The 20,549-nt window shown below is 63.7% G+C and carries 16 protein-coding genes; 7 read left to right on the top strand and 9 right to left on the bottom strand.

Translation table 11 applies throughout. The features are described from left to right. The first annotated feature begins 41 nt into the window (after positions 1 to 41). The 5 genes from EV686_RS13400 to EV686_RS13420 all read left to right on the top strand — a co-directional run bounded on the left by EV686_RS13400 (position 42) and on the right by EV686_RS13420 (position 4,891). On the top strand, positions 42 to 1,028 hold the full coding sequence (locus EV686_RS13400; protein WP_132477462.1) for a Bug family tripartite tricarboxylate transporter substrate binding protein: 987 nt from the start codon (positions 42 to 44) through the stop codon (positions 1,026 to 1,028). A gap of 29 nt (positions 1,029 to 1,057) precedes the next feature. Next, the gene (locus tag EV686_RS13405) at positions 1,058 to 2,050 is read left to right on the top strand and encodes a Bug family tripartite tricarboxylate transporter substrate binding protein (RefSeq protein ID WP_132477463.1); all 993 of its coding nucleotides are present in this window, start codon (positions 1,058 to 1,060) and stop codon (positions 2,048 to 2,050) included. Positions 2,051 to 2,056: 6 nt separating this feature from the next. Next, entirely contained in the window at positions 2,057 to 2,812 is a 756-nt protein-coding gene (locus EV686_RS13410) for a maleate cis-trans isomerase family protein (RefSeq protein WP_132477464.1), read from the top strand. 14 nt (positions 2,813 to 2,826) lie between these two features. Continuing rightward, positions 2,827 to 3,843 (top strand): M14 family metallopeptidase, encoded by a 1,017-nt coding sequence (locus EV686_RS13415; protein ID WP_132477465.1) that lies wholly within the window; start codon positions 2,827 to 2,829, stop codon positions 3,841 to 3,843. A 64-nt stretch (positions 3,844 to 3,907) separates the two neighbouring features. Continuing rightward, a complete protein-coding gene (locus tag EV686_RS13420; protein WP_132477598.1) occupies positions 3,908 to 4,891 on the top strand; it encodes an NAD(P)H-quinone oxidoreductase in 984 nt (327 codons plus the stop codon). A gap of 33 nt (positions 4,892 to 4,924) precedes the next feature. Here the strand turns inward: EV686_RS13420 and clsB are convergent, their stop codons facing one another. The 7 genes from clsB to ubiA form a co-directional block, all read right to left on the bottom strand. After that, on the bottom strand, positions 4,925 to 6,202 hold the full coding sequence (gene clsB, locus EV686_RS13425; RefSeq protein ID WP_132477466.1) for a cardiolipin synthase ClsB: 1,278 nt from the start codon (positions 6,200 to 6,202) through the stop codon (positions 4,925 to 4,927). A gap of 80 nt (positions 6,203 to 6,282) precedes the next feature. Next, positions 6,283 to 7,143: an endonuclease/exonuclease/phosphatase family protein gene (locus EV686_RS13430; protein WP_132477467.1), complete on the bottom strand. Its 861-nt coding sequence runs from the start codon at positions 7,141 to 7,143 to the stop codon at positions 6,283 to 6,285. Between the two features lie 18 nt (positions 7,144 to 7,161). After that, the gene (gene aspS / locus EV686_RS13435; protein WP_132477468.1) at positions 7,162 to 8,952 is read right to left on the bottom strand and encodes an aspartate--tRNA ligase; all 1,791 of its coding nucleotides are present in this window, start codon (positions 8,950 to 8,952) and stop codon (positions 7,162 to 7,164) included. 71 nt (positions 8,953 to 9,023) lie between these two features. Next, entirely contained in the window at positions 9,024 to 9,674 is a 651-nt protein-coding gene (locus EV686_RS13440; protein WP_132477469.1) for a DUF502 domain-containing protein, read from the bottom strand. A gap of 8 nt (positions 9,675 to 9,682) precedes the next feature. Beyond that, entirely contained in the window at positions 9,683 to 9,997 is a 315-nt protein-coding gene (locus EV686_RS13445) for an FmdB family zinc ribbon protein (RefSeq protein ID WP_132477470.1), read from the bottom strand. 281 nt (positions 9,998 to 10,278) lie between these two features. After that, positions 10,279 to 11,613, bottom strand: coding sequence for a putative Na+/H+ antiporter (locus tag EV686_RS13450; protein WP_132477471.1), 1,335 nt, complete (start codon positions 11,611 to 11,613; stop codon positions 10,279 to 10,281). A gap of 423 nt (positions 11,614 to 12,036) precedes the next feature. Beyond that, positions 12,037 to 12,951, bottom strand: coding sequence for a 4-hydroxybenzoate octaprenyltransferase (ubiA, locus tag EV686_RS13455; RefSeq protein ID WP_132477472.1), 915 nt, complete (start codon positions 12,949 to 12,951; stop codon positions 12,037 to 12,039). A 184-nt stretch (positions 12,952 to 13,135) separates the two neighbouring features. On the opposite strand from ubiA, the gene EV686_RS13460 reads away from it, so the two are divergent. Then, positions 13,136 to 14,464 (top strand): D-amino acid dehydrogenase, encoded by a 1,329-nt coding sequence (locus EV686_RS13460; protein ID WP_132477599.1) that lies wholly within the window; start codon positions 13,136 to 13,138, stop codon positions 14,462 to 14,464. Positions 14,465 to 14,520: 56 nt separating this feature from the next. On the opposite strand, the gene EV686_RS13465 is transcribed toward EV686_RS13460, so the two are convergent. After that, positions 14,521 to 15,045: a helix-turn-helix transcriptional regulator gene (locus tag EV686_RS13465; protein WP_132477473.1), complete on the bottom strand. Its 525-nt coding sequence runs from the start codon at positions 15,043 to 15,045 to the stop codon at positions 14,521 to 14,523. Positions 15,046 to 15,049: 4 nt separating this feature from the next. Beyond that, the gene (locus EV686_RS13470) at positions 15,050 to 15,325 is read right to left on the bottom strand and encodes a hypothetical protein (protein ID WP_132477474.1); all 276 of its coding nucleotides are present in this window, start codon (positions 15,323 to 15,325) and stop codon (positions 15,050 to 15,052) included. 534 nt (positions 15,326 to 15,859) lie between these two features. On the opposite strand from EV686_RS13470, the gene EV686_RS13475 reads away from it, so the two are divergent. After that, positions 15,860 to 20,548: a glutamate synthase-related protein gene (locus EV686_RS13475; protein ID WP_132477475.1), complete on the top strand. Its 4,689-nt coding sequence runs from the start codon at positions 15,860 to 15,862 to the stop codon at positions 20,546 to 20,548. The last annotated feature ends 1 nt before the right edge of the window (position 20,549 follow it).

Here is a 20,549-nt window from a genome sequence, read left to right on the forward strand (position 1 = left end):
CTCAACTTACCACTTACCAAATAGTCAGAAAGGAAATCACCATGCGTCCAACCCGACCCTCTCGCCGTCTGCTCTTTTCCCTGCTGGGCCTGTGCGCCTGCATTCTGCCGGTCTCGCAGCAGGCGCATGCCGCCTACCCGGAAAAACCCATCACCTTCATCGTGCCATTTCCCGCCGGCGGCGGTGTGGATCTGGTAGGCCGTATCCTGGCTGAGCGCATCGGCGCGCAAAGCGGCGCCTCCATCGTCGTGGACAACCGCGGCGGCGCGGGCGGCACCATCGGCGTCGCATCCGCGGCGCGCAGCGCGCCGGACGGCTATACCGTTTCGCTCGGCAGCCCCGGCAACATCAGCATCGCGCCCAGCGTCTATCCCCAGCTTTCCTACGATCCCGCCAAGGACCTGAGCCCCGTCGCCATGGCGGTGCAGATGCCCATCCTGATGCTGTCCCGCCCGGACGCGCCATTCAAGAATGTCAGCGAACTGATCGCCCATGCCAAGGCCAACCCCGGCGTCCTGAGCTACGGCTCGGGCGGCACGGGCACTTCGCTGCACCTGGCCGGAGCCCTGTTCGCCAACATGGCGGGCATCGATGCGGTGCACATTCCATACAAAGGCTCATCCCCGGCGCTGATTGATCTGATGGGCGGGCGCATCGACTTCATGTTCATCGACACGTCCGCCATCTCCGCCGTCACCTCCGGCAGGGCCAACCTGCTGGCGGTCACCAACGCCGAACGCTCCCCGCTGCTGCCCGAGACCCCCACCATCGCCGAGTCCGGCCTGCCAGGGTATGAGGCCAGCAACTGGTATGGCTTTTTCCTGCCGGCGGGAACGGACACAGAGACGGTGCAATGGCTGAACGAGCAGATCACGAAAGCGATGCAGGATCCCTCGGTACAGGAAAAACTCAAGGGCCAGATGCTGCTGGCCGCCCCCGCGCAGACGCCGGACGAGTTCAGGCAATTCATCCTCGACGACATCGCCAAGTGGAAACAGGTCGTCGGCACGCTGGACCTGTCCAAATAAGCAACCTTACCCCCACCAAGGAGGGCAACATGCATTGCATTGAACAATCCTGGATTGCGCGGGCGTCACGCCTGTTGCTGGCCGGCATGACCGCCTTTGCCATGGCGCCTGCCCATGCTGCTCCCTATCCGGAAAAGCCGCTGACGCTGGTTGTGCCCTATCCCGCCGGCGGCGGCCTGGATGTGCTGGGCCGGCTGATGGCGGAAGGCATGTCGCGCGAGCTGAACGTACCTGTCGTCGTCGAAAACAGGACAGGCGCAGGGGGAACGATCGGCGTTTCCTACGTCGCCAGGTCAAAGCCGGACGGCTACACGCTATTGATCGCCAGTCCGGCGGCCATCAGCATTGCGCCCAGCCTGTACAACAAACTGCCATACCAGCCGCTGCGCGACCTGGCGCCCGTGGCCATGATGTCGCAGATGCCCTCTTTATTGGTCACCAACCGGTCGGCGCCATTTTCATCCGTGCGCGAACTGGCCGAATATGGCAAGGCAAACCCTGGAAAGCTGAATTACGGTTCTGGCGGGCCGGGATCCTCCCTGCATCTATCAGGGGCGATGTTCGCGCAGATGGCGGGTTTTGACGCCACCCACATTCCCTACCAGGGATCGGCGCCGGCCATTGTCGACCTGATTGGCGGGCAACTGGATTTCATGGTCGTGGACACCACTGCCATCCCCCATGTGGAGTCGGGGCAGTTGAAGCTGCTCGCCATCACCAACCCCGAGCGCTCCGCCCAATTGCCCGACACTCCCACTATTGCGGAAGCCGGCGTTCCCGGCTATGAAACCATCAACTGGTACGGCCTGTTCCTGCCGGCGAAGACAAGCCCGGAAATCGTGCAGGCCTTGAACCAGGTCATACAGAAAGTACTGGCCGATCCAGCGACCCAACGCCGGTTCAAGACACTGCGCGCCGATCTGCCGCCTGCGCTGGACAGCGAAGCATTTACCGAGTTCGTCAGGGCCGACACCCGGAAATGGGATGCCTTGGTGAAATCACTGAATCTTTCCCTGGACTGATGCCGTATGAATACGCCAATACGAACAATCGTCAAGCTGGGGGTATTGTTGCCGGAAGGCAATATCACCTGCGAAACAGAGTTCCCTGCGCTCGCACCCGCCGGCCACTCCTTTCATTACCAGCGCCTGCATCGCGAGGGAACCGTCCTGACGCAAGCCTCGCTGCTTTCCATGCAGGACAGCGTCGATGACGCCACCAACGCGCTGCTGATGCCGCGTCCGGCCGCCATGGTCTACGCCTGCACGTCGGGCACGTTCCTGGCGGGCCACGACAAGCACGCGGACATGGCCAACCGCATGGAGGCGCTTTCAGGCGTTCCCTGCATTACGACAGCCTCCGCCATGCTGTACGCATTGAAACGCGTCAACGCGCAACGCATCCACATGCTGACGCCCTATCCCGAAGCCATCAACCAGACAGAATGCGATTTCCTTCGCTTTCATGGGATTGATGTTGTGCGCCCGGACACCTTTGGATGCCGGGACAGCGACGAGATTCGCGCGCTCTCCTGGCAGCAGGTGCTGGATCGCGTCAGATCCCACCACGCCGACGCCTCCAATGCGGATGCGCTGTTCCTCAGTTGCACGAACATGCCTGCGCTTGAGGCCATCGAAACGCTGGAGGCGGAACTGGGAATCCCGGTCATTTCCTCCAACAGCGCATCCGCCTGGGCCGTGCTGCGGCTGGCCGGATACCATCAGACTATCGCAGCCATCGGCGCGCTGGGCAAACTGGACTATCAATCAATCAGTGATCAGTGAGAGGAATCAACACTATGGGTGACATCCACCAATTTCTGAACAACGGCGCCGCGCACGGCAAGCAGACCGGGTACATTTCCGCGGGTTCCATGGCGTCCGGCATGCCGATCGGCCTTCCCTACATCGCCATCCGGGGCAAGCATCCCGGCAAGACGCTATGGCTGCACGGTCAGGTGCATGGCGATGAAATCAACGGCATCGTAGCCGCGCTGAACTTCCTGGAGACGCTGGACCCGGAGGCCATGCACGGCAATGTCGTCTTCACGCCCACCGGCAATCCGCATGCGCTGGATCTGCGCAAAAAGCGCAATCCCTACGATGACCTGGACCTGGACCAGTGCTATCCAGGCAATGCCAACGGCCTGATCAGCGAACGCCTGGCACACGCCCTGTTCAAGGAAGTCGAGGGCACGGCGGACTTCCTGATCAACCTGCACACCATGAATCCGCTGTTCGATTCCAAGGCCTATGCCGTGTACAAGGTGCATCCGCAAAGCACCGTCACCGAAGACGATCTGCTGCAGGCGATTGCGCTGTTCGAGCCCAATGTCGCCTGCCGCATGCGGGTCGAAGGCACGGGAGAACTGCCCGGCAATATCGCGGGCGGGCTGGACTACCAGTGCCTGGCAAAGAACATTCCCGCCTTCATGCTGGAACTGGGCGGCGGCAGCCGCTACGAACCCGTCAATGTCGAACTGGCGCAGCGCGGCTTCGCCCGCCTGGCCGTCCACCTGGGCATTGTCGATGCCGGCCAGTCCCGGCAGAAGCCGTCATCCGTGCGGCGCGTGACCAAGCGCGGCTGGGTCACCTTCGCCCACGGCGGCATCTTCGTGCCGGAAGTCGAAGCAGGCGCCACGCTGCAGGCGGGCGCAGTGCTCGGCCGCACGCGCAACCTGCTGGGCGAGCCGCTGGAAACTTTCTCCATTGCCCAGGACGGCATCGTGATCGGGCTGCGTCGCGACCCTGTCTCCCATACCGGAGAGCGCGTGGCGTTCATGGCCTGGGAATGGGACGAGTACAAGCTGTCCTGATCACTCGCCAAAGCAGGAGAGCCCTATGAACACCCCACCAGAGGCCGGCATTGCCGATGGCATGATGCAAGTCATCGATATTCCCGAACCAGGCGGCCCGGAAGCGCTGCGCCCCGCGCAGCATCCTGTTCCCGAACCAGGCGAGGAGCAAGTGCTGATCCGCGTCTATGCGGCGGGCGTCAATCGCGCCGACCTGAAGCAGCGCGCGGGCGACTACCCCATGCCTGCCGATGCCGGCACCGTTCCCGGACTGGAGGTCGCCGGCATCATCCAGGCAGTGGGCGCCAAGGTAAGCCGCTGGCGCAAAGGAGATCGTGTCTGCGCGCTGTTGATCGGCGGAGGCTATGCGCAGTACTGCGTCGCCCCCGCCGGGCAGGTGCTGCCCATTCCGGAAAACCTGGATTTCATCCAGGCTGCCGCGCTTCCGGAAACGGTCTTCACTGTATGGTGCGCGCTGTTCGAACAGGCAGGTCTGCAGCCTGGCGAAACCGTGCTGATCCATGGCGGCGCCAGCGGCATCGGCAGCACCGCCATCCAGATGGCAGCCGCCCTGGGCTCCAGCGTCATCGCCACTGCGCGCAATCCCGAACGCTGCGCGCTGTGCCGCGACCTGGGCGCCAGCCTGGCCATTCCCTACCAGACGCATGACTTTGTCGAAGAGGTTCTGGCATATACCAAGGGCAAGGGCTGCGAGGTCGTGCTGGACATGGTCGGCGCCGCCTACGCGGGCCGCAACCTGCGCGCCCTTTCCTCCGGCGGTCGGCTGTGTTTCATTGCCGGGGACAGCGGCCCAGAAGCCGCATTCAATATTCGCGAGATCATGCTCAAGCGCCTCTGGATCACGGGCTCCACGCTGCGCCATCGCACCGAAGCCGACAAGGAACGCATACGCGATCTGCTGGAGTCCAGGATATGGCCATTGCTGGCGCAGGGTCGCATCCGCCCCATCGTGGACAAGGTGTTCGACCTGAACGATGCGGCGAAAGCGCATCATGCGCTGGAGCAAGGACAGGTTGCGGGCAAAGCCGTGCTGCGCGTCTCGGGCTGAACGGGCAGGAGCGGCGCTCCCTGCCCGCTTTCATCAGTCGTACTCCGACGCCCTGCCCGTCAGCGCCACGCCAATGCGCAGCATCACATAGGACAGCGCGTCGATCAGTTGGCCCAGCCAGCTGCGCTTCTGCAGATCGTCCGGCGTCACTTGCCTGGCGCTGGACGCCATTTCCTTTTCCAGGATGGCGCGAAGCTCCTGCGCGAATGCCGGATCGTCCATGAATACGTTGGCCTCGCGCGCCAGCAGCAGGCTGAACGGATCCAGATTGGAAGACCCCACCGTGGCATAGTTGTCGATGACAGCCGCCTTGGCATGCAGGTAGCTGGCCATGTATTCGTGGATTTCTATACCGCGCCCCAGCAGCTTGCGATACATGTAGCGGCAGGCGCGGTACTGCATGGGGTATTCCGAGCGCCCCTGCAGCAGCAGCCTGACCCGCACCCCGCGCGCCGCGGCCTGCGCCAGCACCTGCCGCAGACGGCGGCCCGGGAAAAAATAGGCATTGGCGATCAGCGCATCGCTGCGCGCATGTTCGAGCGCGCGCATATAGGCGGTTTCGATGGACTGGCGGAAACGCAGATTGTCCCGCAGCAGGAAGATGGCGCGACAGCCCGGCTCGTAGACCGGATACGATTTCAGCATGTGCTTGCCGCGCTTTCCCCACCACTCGGAAACGCGCGCATAGGTTTCGTTCCAGCCTTTGCGGCGATAGCCCTTCGCCGAGACTGCCTTGTCGCCCCGCCACAGCTTGCGCCAGGACATGCGCAGCCACAGCCTGTCCTGGGATCGCACGATATCGAACACCAGCGGCCCCCTGACCCGGACGGCGAAATCGAAACGTGGACGCGGACCATCGCCATCGTCCGGCACGTCCTCGAAATCGTCGAGTATGTTGATTCCGCCGACGTAGGCCTCGCGCTGGTCGATCACCGCCACCTTGCGGTGCAGGCGGCGCAAGCGGCGCGGATCGATGCGCCAGTTGCGTATGCCGGAGGGCTCCGGACGGTAGACGCGGCATGCGACGCCCGCCTCCATGAGCCTGCGATGGATGTCCTCGGCATGTGCGCTGCTGCCGAACCCGTCGATCACGACCCGGACGCGCACACCCCGCTGACGCGCGCGGATGAGGCCCGCCATGAACGCCTCGCCGGTGCGGTCCAGGTTGAAGATGTAGGTTTCCAGGTGAACGGTGCGCTCGGCGCGGTCGATGGCATCGAGCAGCGCCGGAAAATAAGCGATGCCGTTATGCAGCAGGTCGATGCGATTGCCATCGCGCCAGACTGGCAAAAAGAACTCTTTAGCCGGCATGACGTTCTCTCGGGATCGGGCGGCTCAGCCGGCCCGCCTCCCTTCGGTTCCGGCAGGCAAGCCTGCGCTGCGGTCCATGATCACGGCAGCTCCAGTTCCGTCAGCAGCGGCGCATGATCGGAAATCTGGCGCCAGGGCGTTCCCTGGAGCACGCGCGCATTGCGCACGGCGAAGCCGCGCTGGTAGATGCGATCCAGGCGCAGCCAGGGAAAGACCGCCGGAAACGTGCGCGGCGGCGGCGTCATGCGGGCGGCGCCGTTATTGCCCAGTTCGTGTATGCGCGCCGCCACCGGCCTTTCCGACGGCAACTGCAGCAGGCTCTTGCCCAGCTTCTGCACCGAGGAAATCAGCCTGCGCGGCCGCAGGACGGGGCTGTCAGGCGCCACGGCGAACACCTCGTACAGGCCCAACTCATCGACGAACAGGGGCGCCAGCTTGTTGCTCCAGTCATTGAAGTCGCCCGCGATCAGAATGGGTTCGTCGTCCGGCACGATGCGCTTGATGCGCTCGACCAGCGCCATGACCTGGCGTGTGCGCCCGCCGGCGAACAGGCCCAGGTGCACGACCAGGCAATGCACCGGCGTACCGCCGACATCGATCGTGGCGTGCAGCAGGCCGCGCTGCTCCATCTTGTGATCGGAGATATCCTGGTTTTCGTAGCGCAGGATGGGATAGCGGGACAACAGCGCATTGCCATGATCCGTCTGCTGACGCACGGCATTGCAGCCGTAGGCGGCGTCCATGGAAAGCACGGCCGCCAGCGATTCGTGCTGCGCGTGCAGGTTGATCCTGCGCTCGTTGCGGCCCTGCACTTCCTGCAGGAACAGCAGGTCGGGCCTGAGGTTGTACAAGCCGAGCCGCAAGTCGGACAACGAATCCCGGCTGCCCATGGCGGAGCGGCCTTTGTGGATGTTGTAGCTTACGACCCGGATGACAGACATGGCCCGTGCCCGATCGGCTTACTTGGCTTCCGCGGCCCGCAGACGAATGTGCAACTCGCGCAGCTGCTTTTCATCGACGGCCGAGGGCGCCTGCGTCAACAGGCACTGGGCGCGCTGCGTCTTGGGGAAGGCGATGACGTCGCGGATGGATTCGGCGCCGGTCATCATGGTGACCAGGCGGTCCAGGCCGAACGCCACGCCGCCGTGCGGCGGCGCGCCGTACTGCAGCGCATCGAGCAGGAAGCCGAACTTCTCGCGGGCCTCTTCTTCGCCGATATTCAGCGCCGAGAACACCTTGCTCTGCACGTCCGCGCGGTGGATACGCACCGAACCGCCGCCGATTTCCCAGCCGTTGAGCACCAGGTCATAAGCCTTGGCCAGCGCACGCGACGGATCGGAGGCAAGGTAGTCCTCGTGCCCATCCTTGGGGCTGGTGAAGGGATGGTGCGCGGCAAAGTAGCGGCCCTCCTCTTCGTCGTACTCGAACATGGGGAAATCGATCACCCACAGCGGCTTCCAACTGGCCTCGAACAGGCCGTGCTCGCGGCCGAATTCGCTATGGCCGATCTTGACGCGCAGCGCTCCGATGGCGTCGTTGACGACGCGGATCTTGTCCGCACCGAAGAAGATCAGGTCGCCGCTTTGCGCGCCGGTGCGCTCGATCAGCGCCTTCAGCGCGTCCACGTGGATATTCTTGACGATGGGCGACTGCAAGCCTTCCGGAATGGCGGCCGCGTCATTGACCTTGATGTAGGCCAGGCCCTTGGCGCCGTAGATGCCGACGAACTTCGTGTAGGCATCGATTTCGCTGCGGGGCATGCTGCCGCCGCCGGGAATGCGCAGCGCCACGACACGGCTCTTGGGATCGTTGGCCGGCGCGGAGAACACCTTGAAGTCGACGTCCTTCATCAGGTCGGCCACGTCGGTGAATTCGAGCTTGACGCGCAGGTCGGGCTTGTCGGAGCCGTAGCGCTGCATGGCCTCACCCCACGTCATGGTGGGGAAGGTTTCGGGCAGCGCCACCTGCTGCACTTCCGAGAACACATGGCGCACCATGCCTTCGAAGATGCCGCGGATTTCTTCCTCGTTCAGGAACGAGGTTTCGCAATCGATCTGCGTGAATTCGGGCTGGCGGTCGGCGCGCAGGTCTTCGTCGCGGAAGCACTTGGTGATCTGATAGTAGCGGTCGAAGCCGGACACCATTAGCATCTGCTTGAACAGCTGCGGCGACTGAGGCAGGGCGAAGAACTGTCCCGCATTGACACGCGACGGCACCAGATAGTCGCGCGCGCCTTCCGGCGTGCTTTTGGTGAGCATGGGCGTTTCGATATCGATAAAGCCCAGGCTGTCGAGATAGCGGCGCACCGCCATGGTGACTTTGTAGCGCAGCATCAGGTTGTACTGCATGGCCGGGCGGCGCAGGTCCAGCACGCGATGCGTCAGGCGGGTGGTTTCCGACAGATTGTCGTCGTCGAGCTGGAACGGCGGCGTGACGGATGCGTTCAGGATCTCGATTTCGCGGCACAGGATCTCGACCTCGCCGGAAGCCAGTTCGGCATTGTTCGTGCCTTCGGGGCGCAGGCGCACCAGGCCTGTGATGCGCACGCAGAATTCGTTGCGGATGCGCTCCGCCGTGGCGAAGGCTTCGACATTGTCGGGATCGACCACGACCTGGGCCAGGCCGGCACGATCGCGCAAATCGATGAAAATGACGCCACCGTGGTCGCGACGGCGATGTACCCAGCCAAACAATGTGACCGTCTGGTCAAGATGATCTTTACAAACCTCGCCGGTGTAGCAGGTACGCATTCAGGGTGGCTCCAGTTAGGTATTAAGGCAATATATGAGAGATAGGGAATTCGGTAGTGCTTGAAAGAAAGTCAGCGCGGATCCTGCCCCGCGGCGCCATCATTGACATCGGCGGGCAACACGGTTTTCGCGGCGTCCGCCGGCGCCACTACTCCCATGGACACGATGTACTTCAGGGCGGCATCGACGCTCATGTTCAGCGGGCGCACATCCTGGCGCGGCAGCATCAGGAAGAAGCCGGATGTCGGGTTGGGCGTGGTGGGCACATAGACGCTGACATGGTCGCCGCCAAGCAGCGCGGCAACTTCGCCGCCCGGCGCGCCGGTCAGGAAGGCGATGGTCCAGGCCCCCTGGCGCGGGTACTGCACCAGGACGGCCTGACGAAATGCCTGCCCGTTGGGCGCCAGGACGGTATCGCTGACTTGCTTGACGGAATTATAGATCGAACGCACCAGGGGGATGCGGCCCAGCAGATGCTCCCAGCGATCCACGACAGCCTGGCCCAGGAAATTGGCCGTCATCAGCCCCGTCGCCGTCACGGCAACGATGACCAGCAGCAGGCCGAAGCCGGGAATCTGCATCCCGAACAGGGATTGCGAGGTCAGGAACGACGGCACAACGCTTTCCAGGGCCCCGACCAGCAGCGTCAGCACCCAGATGGTGATCACCAGCGGGATCCATACCAGCAGCCCGGTGATGAAATAGCGTTTGAACAGCCGCATGCCTTTCCTTAAGTCGTTGTGCTGGCGGCGCCGGGAGCGGCGCCGCTCGCTGCCGGAGTGGCCGCAGGCGCTGCGGCCGGCGCAGACGGCGCAGCCTCTCCGCCGGCGTCCGAAGACTTGCCGGCCGAGGACTTGCCGTCATTGCCGCGGAAATCGGTCACGTACCAGCCGTTGCCCTTGAGCTGGAAGCCGGCCGCCGTCACCTGCTTGGCGAACGCATCCTGCCCGCACTCGGGGCAAACCGTCAGCACGGGATCGGATATTTTCTGCAGCACATCTTTGGCATGTCCACAGGATGTGCACTTGTAAGCGTAGATAGGCACTGCGAACCTCTTGCATTCTTGAAGTTATCGGGAAAACAGCGATTTTAGCCCTTTCCGGAAGCATTCTGATTCGGGATGCGGCAAACCAGGGCGCCAGGCTGCGAAGCGGCGCACGGACGGGGAGGCCCGTCCGTCCATGCATCCGCCGGGCAAGGCCGGCGCATGCCAGGTATTTGCGGGCGAAAATGCGAAATGCAAGAGGGAAAGCGGGTTCCGCCCTGCCCATGGGGGTGAATAAACCGGCAGGCCTCGCGCATGAGGCCTGCCGGCTGCCTCGTGCGTCAGGAGAATGAATTCGGCAGCAGGAACATGCCGGCCGCCACCAGGGTCGGCACCAGCGCGGCCACGAACAGTTTCAAGGGAGAAATGGAACTGTTGGGGAAAGACCGCCGCAGAATGGCGAACCCGGCAGGATTGGGCGCATTGGCGATCACCGTCAAGCCGCCGCCGGTCACCGCGCCGGCCACCAGCATATAGCGCCACAGATCGCTCGTGCCCTCCACCAGAGATCCCAGGTACGTCAGCGCCGCGTTGTCGGTCACGGCTGTCAGCACGGCCGCTCCCCAGAACAGCACGGTGGGCGGCAAGCCGCCCAGCAGATCCTGCAGCCACCATTTCTGCAAGCCGCCCAGGATGACCAGGCCGGCAAGGAAGAAGCCCACCATCAGACCCTCGCGCACCAGCAGAGGGTTCTGATAGCGCTGATAAGCGCCCGCATAGCCGATGAACAGCATCAGGATGCCCAGGAACACGACGGGATGATGCGCCGACAGCACGATGCCGACGAGGAACACCAGGTGGATGGCAACGACGATCCAGGGGACGGGAGGACGCTGGTCCTGCTCCTGCGCCTGCGATGGCTCCGTCCCGGAAGCCTGCCCGTCCGGCGTGCTCGCGGCCTGCGCCATACCGGCTCCGATCTCTCCGCTTCTCAGCTGCACGCGGCATACCCAGGTCAGCATGCTTGCATTGATGAGGACAGCCAGGGCGGCGCGCCAGCCGAAGTGCGTCGCCATATAGGCGGTATCCCAGCCGAATGTCTGCGCCACCATCAGGACCGGCGGCGCGGCATAGGCCGTCAGCACCCCGCCGATGGAAATATTGACGAACAGCACGCCGATCGTCAGATATTTGAAACCCGTCTGGCCCGGCCGCCGGAAATAGTCGTCACGCAACAGCAAGGCGGCCAGCGTCATGGCCGCAGGCTCGGTAATGAAGGAACCCGACAGGGGCACGAACGCCATGATGACGAAGAACCGCGCCAGCGCTTCCTGCATCGGCAGCGCCCTGGCCAGCAGATTGACGATCTGCCCGACCAGCACCAGAATCGGCCGGCTGGCGGCCACCACCATGATGGCGAACACGAACGCAGGCTCAGTGAAGTTCCGTGTATCCAGATAAGTAACGGCATCCGGCACGCCAGAGATGAGCGCCATGCACACCAGCAGCACGAAGGCCCATACGCCGAACACCGCCTCGACTTCGGACAGCAAGTGCCACAGTCCCGCATGCGGCCCGTTCCGGTGAGCCAGGCGGGCAAAGACCGGCACTGAAAACGTATGGATGACTGCCAGCGCGAATAGAGCGGTTGCGATGACTTCTATGAAATGCGGCATTTCCACATCCTATGAAAAACGATGGATGACATGAACAGATCTGGTTTCGCAGCGATGCCGCCGAGGCGGCGGCATACGCAAGAGCGCTCACGGACCTTGGCCGCATACGTTTTCGCAAAAGGGGAATTCTTTCCCGGACCAATGCCTGGCCCCGGGAAATGCGCGGCCTGACTGCGCCGGCAGAAGGAGAAAACAGGTTTCAAAGTGCATAGATGGTTTCGGACAGCCCGCATTGGCGGCCCGACCAATACACAGAAACCTCCCAGCCCGTTGAAAACCCCGAGACTGAAACCCTCGGGCATTGTATAGAAAAGCACCGGAACGGACATCATGGATACCCCTGATACCCGCCCCATGCTCCGGCACTCCAGGCCTGAAGGCTGAAGACGTCCGCGCCTGAAGACGTCCGCGCCCGGCGCATGCTCAGACAGGCAGCGCTCCCGCCAGCGCAGCCACGACCAGCAGCGTACCCAGCGCCATGTTCGAGCGGAACAGCTTCAGCCCCTTCTCCGGGCGGGCGACATCGAACTCCCGCATCTGCCAGAACAGATGCGCGCCGATCACGGCCATGACGACATAGTAGGGCCATGCGGCATCCAGCATCGCCCCTCCCGCCAGCCACAGCGCCATCGTGGCGATGTAGAAGCCGCTGATCCATTGCTTGCCGCGCTCCGCGAAGCGCAGCGCCGTGGAGTGCAGCCCCAGCTCGCGGTCATCGCGCACATCGATATAGGCGTAGATGGAGTCATAGCCCACTTGCCACAGCACAGCCCCCACCCACATGGCGATGGCGCCCAGCGGCACGGTATTTTGCGTGTCGGACCAGGCCATCAGCATGCCCCAATTGAAGCCGATGCCCAGCACGACCTGCGGCCAGTAGGTGAACCGCTTGCACAGCGGATACACAATGACGATAGGCACAAGTATGACAGCCAGCCAGCGCGAATACGGATTCAGGGCGAACAGCAGCAATGCGCATACCGCCAGTTGCGCGATCAGGAACACGATGGCCGCCTTCAGCGAAACCTGCCCGCTGGTCAGCGGGCGGAAGCGCGTGCGCTCGACCTTGCGGTCGATATCGCGATCGAAAATATCATTGATCGTGCAGCCCACGCCGCGCATCAGCAACGCGCCCAGCGAAAAAACGATCAGGCGCCACCATTCCGGGATGCCATTCGCAGCCTGCGCCAGCGCCGCCAGCGTCGGCAGCAGCGTCAGCCAGGTCCCGACCGGCCGGTCAAGGCGGCAAAGACGCGCATACGGCCCCCAGGAACGCGGCAGCCAATACTCCACCCAGTCGTCGTGCGGGCGCATATCCGACAGATCGACCTTGCTCATATTCCTCTCTTTCTGCGATTTACCAGTATCCATCCGGACCGAGCCGCTAGCGTAACGCAAGACAGCTTTCCCGCTCGCCCATAACCTCAGGTTATGCCTGCCAGCGGAATCGCTAATGGGCAGCGACGGCCATCCGTTGGAAAATACGCATTGTTCCATTCTTTCCATGACGGAGCCACTCATCATGCACATCTGCATCATCGGTTCGGGCGTCATCGGCGCCACCAGCGCCTGGTTCCTGACGCAGGCGGGTCACCAGGTCACCCTGCTCGATGCGCGCGAAGCCCCGGGCATGGAAACCAGCTTCGCCAATGCCGGACAGCTCAGCTACAGCTACGTCGCCCCGCTGGCCGAGCCCAGCGTCATCCCCAACCTGCCCAAATGGCTGCTGGACAAGAACTCCCCCCTGCGCTTCCGCCCGCAGTTGGATCCGGCCCAATGGTGCTGGGGCCTGTCATTCCTGCAGGCCTGCCAGAGCGCGACCGTCAAGCGCACCACGGCGGAAATGCTCACGCTGTCCTACCTCAGCCGCGACGCGATGGCCAGCCTGCTGGAGCAATATGCTTCCCTGGAATTCCATCACGCGCAATCCGGCAAACTCATCGCCTACCGCAACGCCGAGCTGCTTGAAAAAGCCCGCGCCCAGGTCAGCCTGCAGGCCGAACACGGCTCGAAGCAGCAGATCCTGTCTCCCGCCGAGTGTCTGACCATGGAGCCCGCGCTGGCCGGCTTCGGCAGCAAGCTTGCCGGCGCCGTCTACACCCCCAGCGAAGCCGTCGGTGACTGCCACATGTTCACCCAGGCGCTGATCGCCGAACTGCAGCGCCAGGAAGACAGCCCCGCCGACGAGGCTCCGACCGACGCGCCGCCAACAGGGGACTCTCATACCGGGACGGCCCGGCGACAGGCATTCACCCTGCACCTGAACACCAAGGTGGCCGCCCTGGAACGCCATCAAGGCCGCATCACCGCCGCCCGGCTGGCCGACGGCGCCCGCATTCACGCAGACCACTTCATCCTCGCCAACGCCCTGGGCTGTCGCGCCCTGCTGCGCCCGCTGGGAGAAACCGTTCCCCTGTATCCCCTCAAAGGCTACAGCCTGAGCCTGCCGGTATCCGAAGACCGCGACGACATCCCTCGCATCAGCGTCACCGACTACGAACGCCGCATCGTCTATGCCCGCATCGGCAACACGCTGCGCATCGCCGCCATGGTCGACATGGGAGACTTCTCCACCGAGCCCAATCCGAAGCGCGTGGCGCAACTGAAGTCCCAGGTGAGCGAACTGTTCCCCCAGCTGGACCTGGACCAGGCGCAAGTCTGGGCCGGCCTACGCCCCACCACGCCCGACAGCAAGCCCCGCATCGGCCCAAGCCGCAGCGCCTCCAATCTGTGGCTGAATGTCGGCCACGGCGCACTGGGCTTCACCCTGGCCTGCGGCAGCGCAGTCCTGCTGCAGCACCTCATCGACGGCCAGAATCCGCCTATTGCTGCCGGGCCGTTCGCGCCCTGAGAAGGGCGGTCAGACTGTATCTACGCACACCGGTCTTTGAGTGGATCATGGATTCATCATCCCACCAAAGCCTCCAGTTCCTCGGACGCCTGGCGCGGCAAGCGCCTCCCTTCCTTGGCCGCGTTGACCTGCAAAGCCGCCCGAGCCACGTCCAGAATACTCAGAGGCAGTGCATAACCGCCCTTCGCCTGCATCCAGCCAAGCACGTCCGCCAAGTGCCAGATCGACGTGCTGCCCTCATGCACCGGAGCCGGAAAACTGCCCGGATGAGCCAGCATCAGCTTGCGCATATTCTGCCGCGACACACCGACAATCTCGGCCACATCGCTCAGCCCGACCAGATCCGGCGCAGCCTCTATCAGCCGCGCCGATGGCGCAGCTCGCCGTACGTCGGCCAGCGCGCTGCGTACGGCTTCGCCCGCATCGACCGCCTCGCGGGTGAATTCCAGCGCCAGCCGCCCCGGCAGCCCGATGCCGACCAAAGCGTCGTCGCAGCCAGCTTCGCCCAAACGCTCGACCAGCGCCTCGAAATCGCACTCGCCATCGGCAAGTTGGTACTTCAAAGTAAAGGTGTATTCCATCGCGCTACTCCTTGACGCCGCCATCCGCTTCGCGCCGCCGGCGGTGAGTGGTGCAGTTATCCACAACCCGCCGCAAAGCGCGGGCATGATTGCCGGGGTTCTGCGGCGTGCTCCAGATACTGGTGATGCAAAACTCGCCGCAACGGCATTCCTTATCGCTGTACGGGCAGTACATCCGGCCCCAGGCATGGCTGCCGCCGACCTCGACACGCCAGCCTTGCTCTTCGGCGTGTCTGATTGCGCTTTCAACCTCTTTCTTGGGATGGAAGGAACGGGCCATCAATAAGTCTCCAGTATGGAGACGACGCACCAGGTTGTCAAGTGACAACCTGATCACGGTTTAAACCATATGCCCTGCCACGGATAACCACCCGTTCGTCATTTGGCGCACCAAGCACATCCCCGATGGAAACATAGCGCATGAGCACCATCACCATCCTGCAAACTGTGAGCATCATGTCCACCCTGGCCGTTCCCAGCCAGCAACATCAAGACGCCCACCCAGGCTAGGTCATCCGCAAGGCAAATCCGAACCCCAACTCCCCATGCTGCACCACAACAACGCCCCACGCACCCCTACAGTGCAGCCCCCAAAAAAAATTACGCTCCCAAAAGACCCGATCCACGCCCATGCCCAGAAAAAAAACACAAGAAAAAACAAAAAACTGGATACGTCACCTATTTATCAACCACTTGCCACAATAATCAATAAATAGGGACGCACCATGAATTTCCTGTTGTTTATCACGGGCATACGGCGTATCTTGATTTTCCTGCACCGCAGCAATTCCAGCATTCCTTACGTGGAGCCATCATGCCGTCCGCCCTGCCCACAACCACCGCCCCGCAAGCCCAAGGCCTGTACCATCCACAGCACGAACACGACGCCTGTGGCGTGGGCTTTGTCGCCCACATCAAAGGCCAGAAACGCCACGCCATCATCCAGCAGGGCCTGAAAATCCTGGAAAACCTCGACCACCGCGGCGCCGTCGGCGCCGACAAGCTCATGGGCGACGGCGCGGGCATCCTTATCCAGATCCCCGACACACTGTTCCGCGCGGACATGGCCCAGCAGGGCGTCACCCTGCCCCCGCCGGACGAATACGGCGTCGCCATGGTCTTCCTGCCCAAGGAAACCGCCTCGCGCCTGGCCTGTGAACGCGAACTCGAGCGCGCCGTGCGCGACGAAGGCCAAGTCGTGCTCGGATGGCGCGACGTCCCCGTCGACCACGACATGCCCATGTCCGACACCGTACGCGCCTGTGAGCCTGTCATCCGCCAGTTGTTCATCGGCCGCGGCCCCGACATCATGGTGCCCGACGCACTCGAGCGCAAACTCTATGTCATCCGCAAGACAGCCAGCCATGCCATCCAGCAGATGCGCCTCGCGCACGGCAAGGAATACTTCGTCCCCTCCATCTCCGTGCGCACCATCGTCTACAAGGGCCTGCTGCTCGCCGACCAGGTCGGCAGCTACTACAAGGACCTGACCGACAGCCGCGCCGCATCCGCGCTCGCCCTGGTCCACCAGCGCTTCTCCACCAACACATTCCCCGCCTGGCCCCTGGCCCACCCCTACCGCATGATCGCCCACAACGGCGAAATCAACACCGTCAAGGGCAACTTCAACTGGCTGCGCGCCCGCGAAGGCGTCATGCAGTCCAGCGTCCTGGGCAGCGACCTGGACAAACTCTACCCCATCGTCTACGAAGGGCAGTCCGATACCGCCACCTTCGACAACTGCCTGGAACTGCTCGCCATGTCGGGCTATTCGCTGGCGCACGCCATGATGATCATGATTCCCGAAGCCTGGGAACAGCAGGCCGGCATGGACGCCAACCGCCGCGCCTTCTACGAATACCATGCCGCCATGATGGAGCCGTGGGACGGCCCCGCCGCCATCGCCTTCACCGACGGACGCCAGATCGGCGCCCTGCTCGATCGCAACGGCCTGCGCCCCGCCCGCTACCTGATCACCGACGACGACCTCGTCGTCCTGGCCTCCGAGGCCGGCACGCTGCCCATCCCCGAACACCGCGTCATCAAGAAATGGCGCCTGCAGCCCGGCAAGATGCTGCTCATCGACATGCAGCAGGGCCGCATCATCGAAGACCAGGAAATCAAGTCCCAGTTGGCCAACGCCCATCCGTACCGCCAATGGATCGAACGCCTGCGCCTCAAGCTAGAGGCACTGCCCGCCCCCGCGCATGCGCACGCCATTCAATCAGGCACGCCGCTGGACACGCTGCAACAGGCCTTCGGCTGGACACAGGAAGACCTCAAGTTCATCCTGCAGCCCATGGCGGAAAAAGGCGAGGAAGCCATCGGCTCCATGGGCAACGACGCTCCCCTGACCGTGCTGTCGGACCGCAGCAAGCCGTTCTACAACTACTTCCGCCAACTGTTTGCACAGGTCACCAATCCGCCCATCGACCCCATCCGCGAGCAGATGGTGATGTCGCTGGTGTCCTTCATCGGCCCCAAGCCCAACCTGCTGGACATCAACAACGTCAACCCGCCCCTGCGTCTCGAAATTGCGCAGCCCATCCTGGACCGCACCGCCATCGCGCAGATCCGCAACGTCGAGGACACCACTTCAGGCAAATTCCGCTGCATCGAGCTGGACATCACCTATCCCTCGCAATGGGGCGCCGAAGGCATAGAAGCCAGCCTGGCCGCACTCTGCTCGAGCGCGGCCGATGCCGTGCGCAGCGGCGGCAACATCCTGCTGCTCAGCGACCGCAACACCAGCAGCACCCGGCTGCCCATTCCCGCGCTGCTGGCGACGTCCGCCGTCCACCTGCACCTGATCCGCCAGGGCCTGCGCACCCGCACCGGCCTGATCGTGGAAACCGGATCCGCGCGTGAAGTGCATCACTTCGCGCTGCTGGGCGGCTACGGCGCCGAAGCCATACACCCCTACCTGGCCATGGAAACCCTGGCCCGCATGGAATCGCCGGAAAAGGCCATCGCCAACTACATCAAGGCCATCGGCAAGGGGCTGATGAAGACCATGTCCAAGATGGGCATCTCGACCTACATGTCGTACACAGGCGCCCAGATCTTTGAAGCCGTGGGCCTGCACTCCTCGCTGGTCGAGACATACTTCACCGGCACGCCCAGCCGCATCCAGGGCCTGGACATCTTCCAGGTAGCGGAAGAGGCACTGCGCACGCACCACGCCGCCTTCCGCGACAAGCCCGGCGTGCGCGCGCTCGACCTCGGCGGCGAATACGCCTTCCGTACCCATGGCGAACAGCACATGTGGTCGCCCGACTCCATCGCCAAGCTGCAGCACGCCGCGCGCGCAAACAGCTACGCCACCTACAAAGAGTACGCCCAGCACATCAACGACCAGTCGCGCCGGCACATGACGCTGCGCGGCCTGTTCGAGTTCCGCTTCGACCCGAACAAGGCCATCCCCCTGGCTGCCGTCGAACCCGCCAAGGAAATCGTCAAGCGCTTCGCCACCGGCGCCATGTCGCTGGGATCGATCTCCACCGAAGCCCATGCCGTGCTGGCCGTCGCCATGAACCGCATCGGCGGCAAATCCAATACCGGCGAGGGCGGTGAAGACGAATTGCGCTATCTGGCGGAAATGCAGACCGGCAAGAGCGGCATCAAGAAGGGCGACACGCTGTCTTCCGTGCTGGGCTCGCAGCGCGTCGTGGCCGACATTGCGCTGCAGGGCGGCGACTCGCTGCGCTCCCGAATCAAACAGGTCGCCTCCGGCCGCTTCGGCGTTTCCGCCGAATACCTGTGCAGCGCCGACCAGATCCAGATCAAGATGGCGCAGGGCGCCAAGCCTGGCGAAGGCGGCCAACTGCCCGGCGACAAGGTCACCGAATACATCGCCAAGCTGCGCTTCTCGGTGCCCGGCGTCGGCCTGATCTCGCCTCCCCCGCACCACGACATCTACTCCATCGAAGACCTGGCGCAGTTGATCCACGACCTGAAGAACGTGAATCCGCAGGCCTCGATCTCGGTCAAGCTGGTCGCGGAAGTCGGCGTGGGCACCGTCGCCACCGGCGTGGCCAAGGCCAAGGCTGACCACGTCGTCATCGCCGGCCACGACGGCGGCACCGGCGCATCGCCGCTGTCGTCCATCAAGCACACCGGCGCCCCCTGGGAGCTGGGCCTGGCGGAAACGCAGCAGACGCTGCTGCTGAACAACCTGCGCAGCCGCATCCGCGTCCAGGCTGACGGCCAGATGAAGACCGGCCGCGACGTGGTTATCGGCGCGCTGCTGGGCGCGGACGAATTCGGCTTTGCCACCGCGCCGCTGGTGGTCGAAGGCTGCATCATGATGCGCAAATGCCACCTGAACACCTGCCCCGTCGGCGTCGCCACGCAGGATCCCGTGCTGCGCAGGAAATTCCAGGGCAAGCCCGAGCATGTCGTCAATTTCTTCTTCTTCATCGCCGAGGAAGTCCGCGAAATCATGGCGCAGCTGGGCATCCGCAAATTCGACGACCTGATCGGCCGGGTCGATCTGCTCGACACCCGCAGCGGCATCGACCACTGGAAGGCGCGCGGGCTGGACTTCAGCGCCCTGTTCCACCGCGTCGAGTCGCAGGACACGCCGCGCCAGACCATCGAACAGGATCACGGCCTGGAAAACGCGCTGGACCATCAGTTGATCGAGCGCTGCCGCCCCGCCATCGAGCGCGGCGAAAAAGTGTCGTTCATCACGCCCGTGCGCAACCGCAACCGCACCATCGGCGCCATGCTCTCAGGCGTGATCGCCCATCGCTACGGCCGCGCTGGATTGCCTGACGACACCATCCACATCCAGTGCAACGGCACGGCCGGCCAGAGCTTCGGCGCCTTCCTGGCGCACGGCGTGACGCTGGACCTCGTCGGCGAAGGCAACGACTACGTCGGCAAGGGCCTGTCGGGCGGCCGCATCATCGTGCGCACGCCCAACGACTTCCGCGGCTTCGGCCCCGAGCACATCATCGCCGGCAACACCGTGCTGTACGGCGCGCTCGAAGGCGAGGCCTACTTCAACGGCGTGGCGGGCGAGCGCTTCGCCGTGCGCAATTCCGGCGCGGTCGCCGTCGTGGAAGGCGTGGGCGACCACGGCTGCGAATACATGACGGGCGGCACCGTCGTCGTGCTGGGCGCCACCGGCCGCAACTTCGCCGCAGGCATGTCCGGAGGCGTGGCCTACGTATGGGACCCGGAAGGCGTTTTCCGGCAGTTCTGCAACGCCTCCATCACGACGCTGGAGCGCGTGCGCTCGCACGAAGAACAGTCGCAGAACGAAGACATCGCCACCTGGCACAGCATGACGCGCGGCGGCGAACGCGAGACCGACGAAGCCATCCTGCGCCGCCTGGTCGAGCAGCACTATCGCCATACCGGCAGTTTCCGCGCGCGCGACCTGCTCAACGACTGGGAAAAATCGCGCAATGCCTTCGTGAAGGTCATGCCCGCCGACTATCGCCGCGCCCTGTCCCAACTGTGGGCAAGCGCGCAATCCGAACCTATCGCCGCCTGAG

Origin of the sequence: Paracandidimonas soli, assembly GCF_004342005.1 — a bacterium.
In the GTDB taxonomy this organism is placed as follows: domain Bacteria; phylum Pseudomonadota; class Gammaproteobacteria; order Burkholderiales; family Burkholderiaceae_B; genus Paracandidimonas; species Paracandidimonas soli.

Coding starts and splice junctions, on each gene's coding strand:
- EV686_RS13400 (WP_132477462.1), top strand. CDS start 42: ATGCGTCCAACCCGACCCTCTCGCCGTCTGCTCTTTTCCCTGCTGGGC.
- EV686_RS13405 (WP_132477463.1), top strand. CDS start 1,058: ATGCATTGCATTGAACAATCCTGGATTGCGCGGGCGTCACGCCTGTTG.
- EV686_RS13410 (WP_132477464.1), top strand. CDS start 2,057: ATGAATACGCCAATACGAACAATCGTCAAGCTGGGGGTATTGTTGCCG.
- EV686_RS13415 (WP_132477465.1), top strand. CDS start 2,827: ATGGGTGACATCCACCAATTTCTGAACAACGGCGCCGCGCACGGCAAG.
- EV686_RS13420 (WP_132477598.1), top strand. CDS start 3,908: ATGCAAGTCATCGATATTCCCGAACCAGGCGGCCCGGAAGCGCTGCGC.
- clsB (WP_132477466.1), bottom strand. CDS start 6,202: ATGCCGGCTAAAGAGTTCTTTTTGCCAGTCTGGCGCGATGGCAATCGC.
- EV686_RS13430 (WP_132477467.1), bottom strand. CDS start 7,143: ATGTCTGTCATCCGGGTCGTAAGCTACAACATCCACAAAGGCCGCTCC.
- aspS (WP_132477468.1), bottom strand. CDS start 8,952: ATGCGTACCTGCTACACCGGCGAGGTTTGTAAAGATCATCTTGACCAG.
- EV686_RS13440 (WP_132477469.1), bottom strand. CDS start 9,674: ATGCGGCTGTTCAAACGCTATTTCATCACCGGGCTGCTGGTATGGATC.
- EV686_RS13450 (WP_132477471.1), bottom strand. CDS start 11,613: ATGCCGCATTTCATAGAAGTCATCGCAACCGCTCTATTCGCGCTGGCA.
- ubiA (WP_132477472.1), bottom strand. CDS start 12,951: ATGAGCAAGGTCGATCTGTCGGATATGCGCCCGCACGACGACTGGGTG.
- EV686_RS13460 (WP_132477599.1), top strand. CDS start 13,136: ATGCACATCTGCATCATCGGTTCGGGCGTCATCGGCGCCACCAGCGCC.
- EV686_RS13465 (WP_132477473.1), bottom strand. CDS start 15,045: ATGGAATACACCTTTACTTTGAAGTACCAACTTGCCGATGGCGAGTGC.
- EV686_RS13470 (WP_132477474.1), bottom strand. CDS start 15,325: ATGGCCCGTTCCTTCCATCCCAAGAAAGAGGTTGAAAGCGCAATCAGA.
- EV686_RS13475 (WP_132477475.1), top strand. CDS start 15,860: ATGCCGTCCGCCCTGCCCACAACCACCGCCCCGCAAGCCCAAGGCCTG.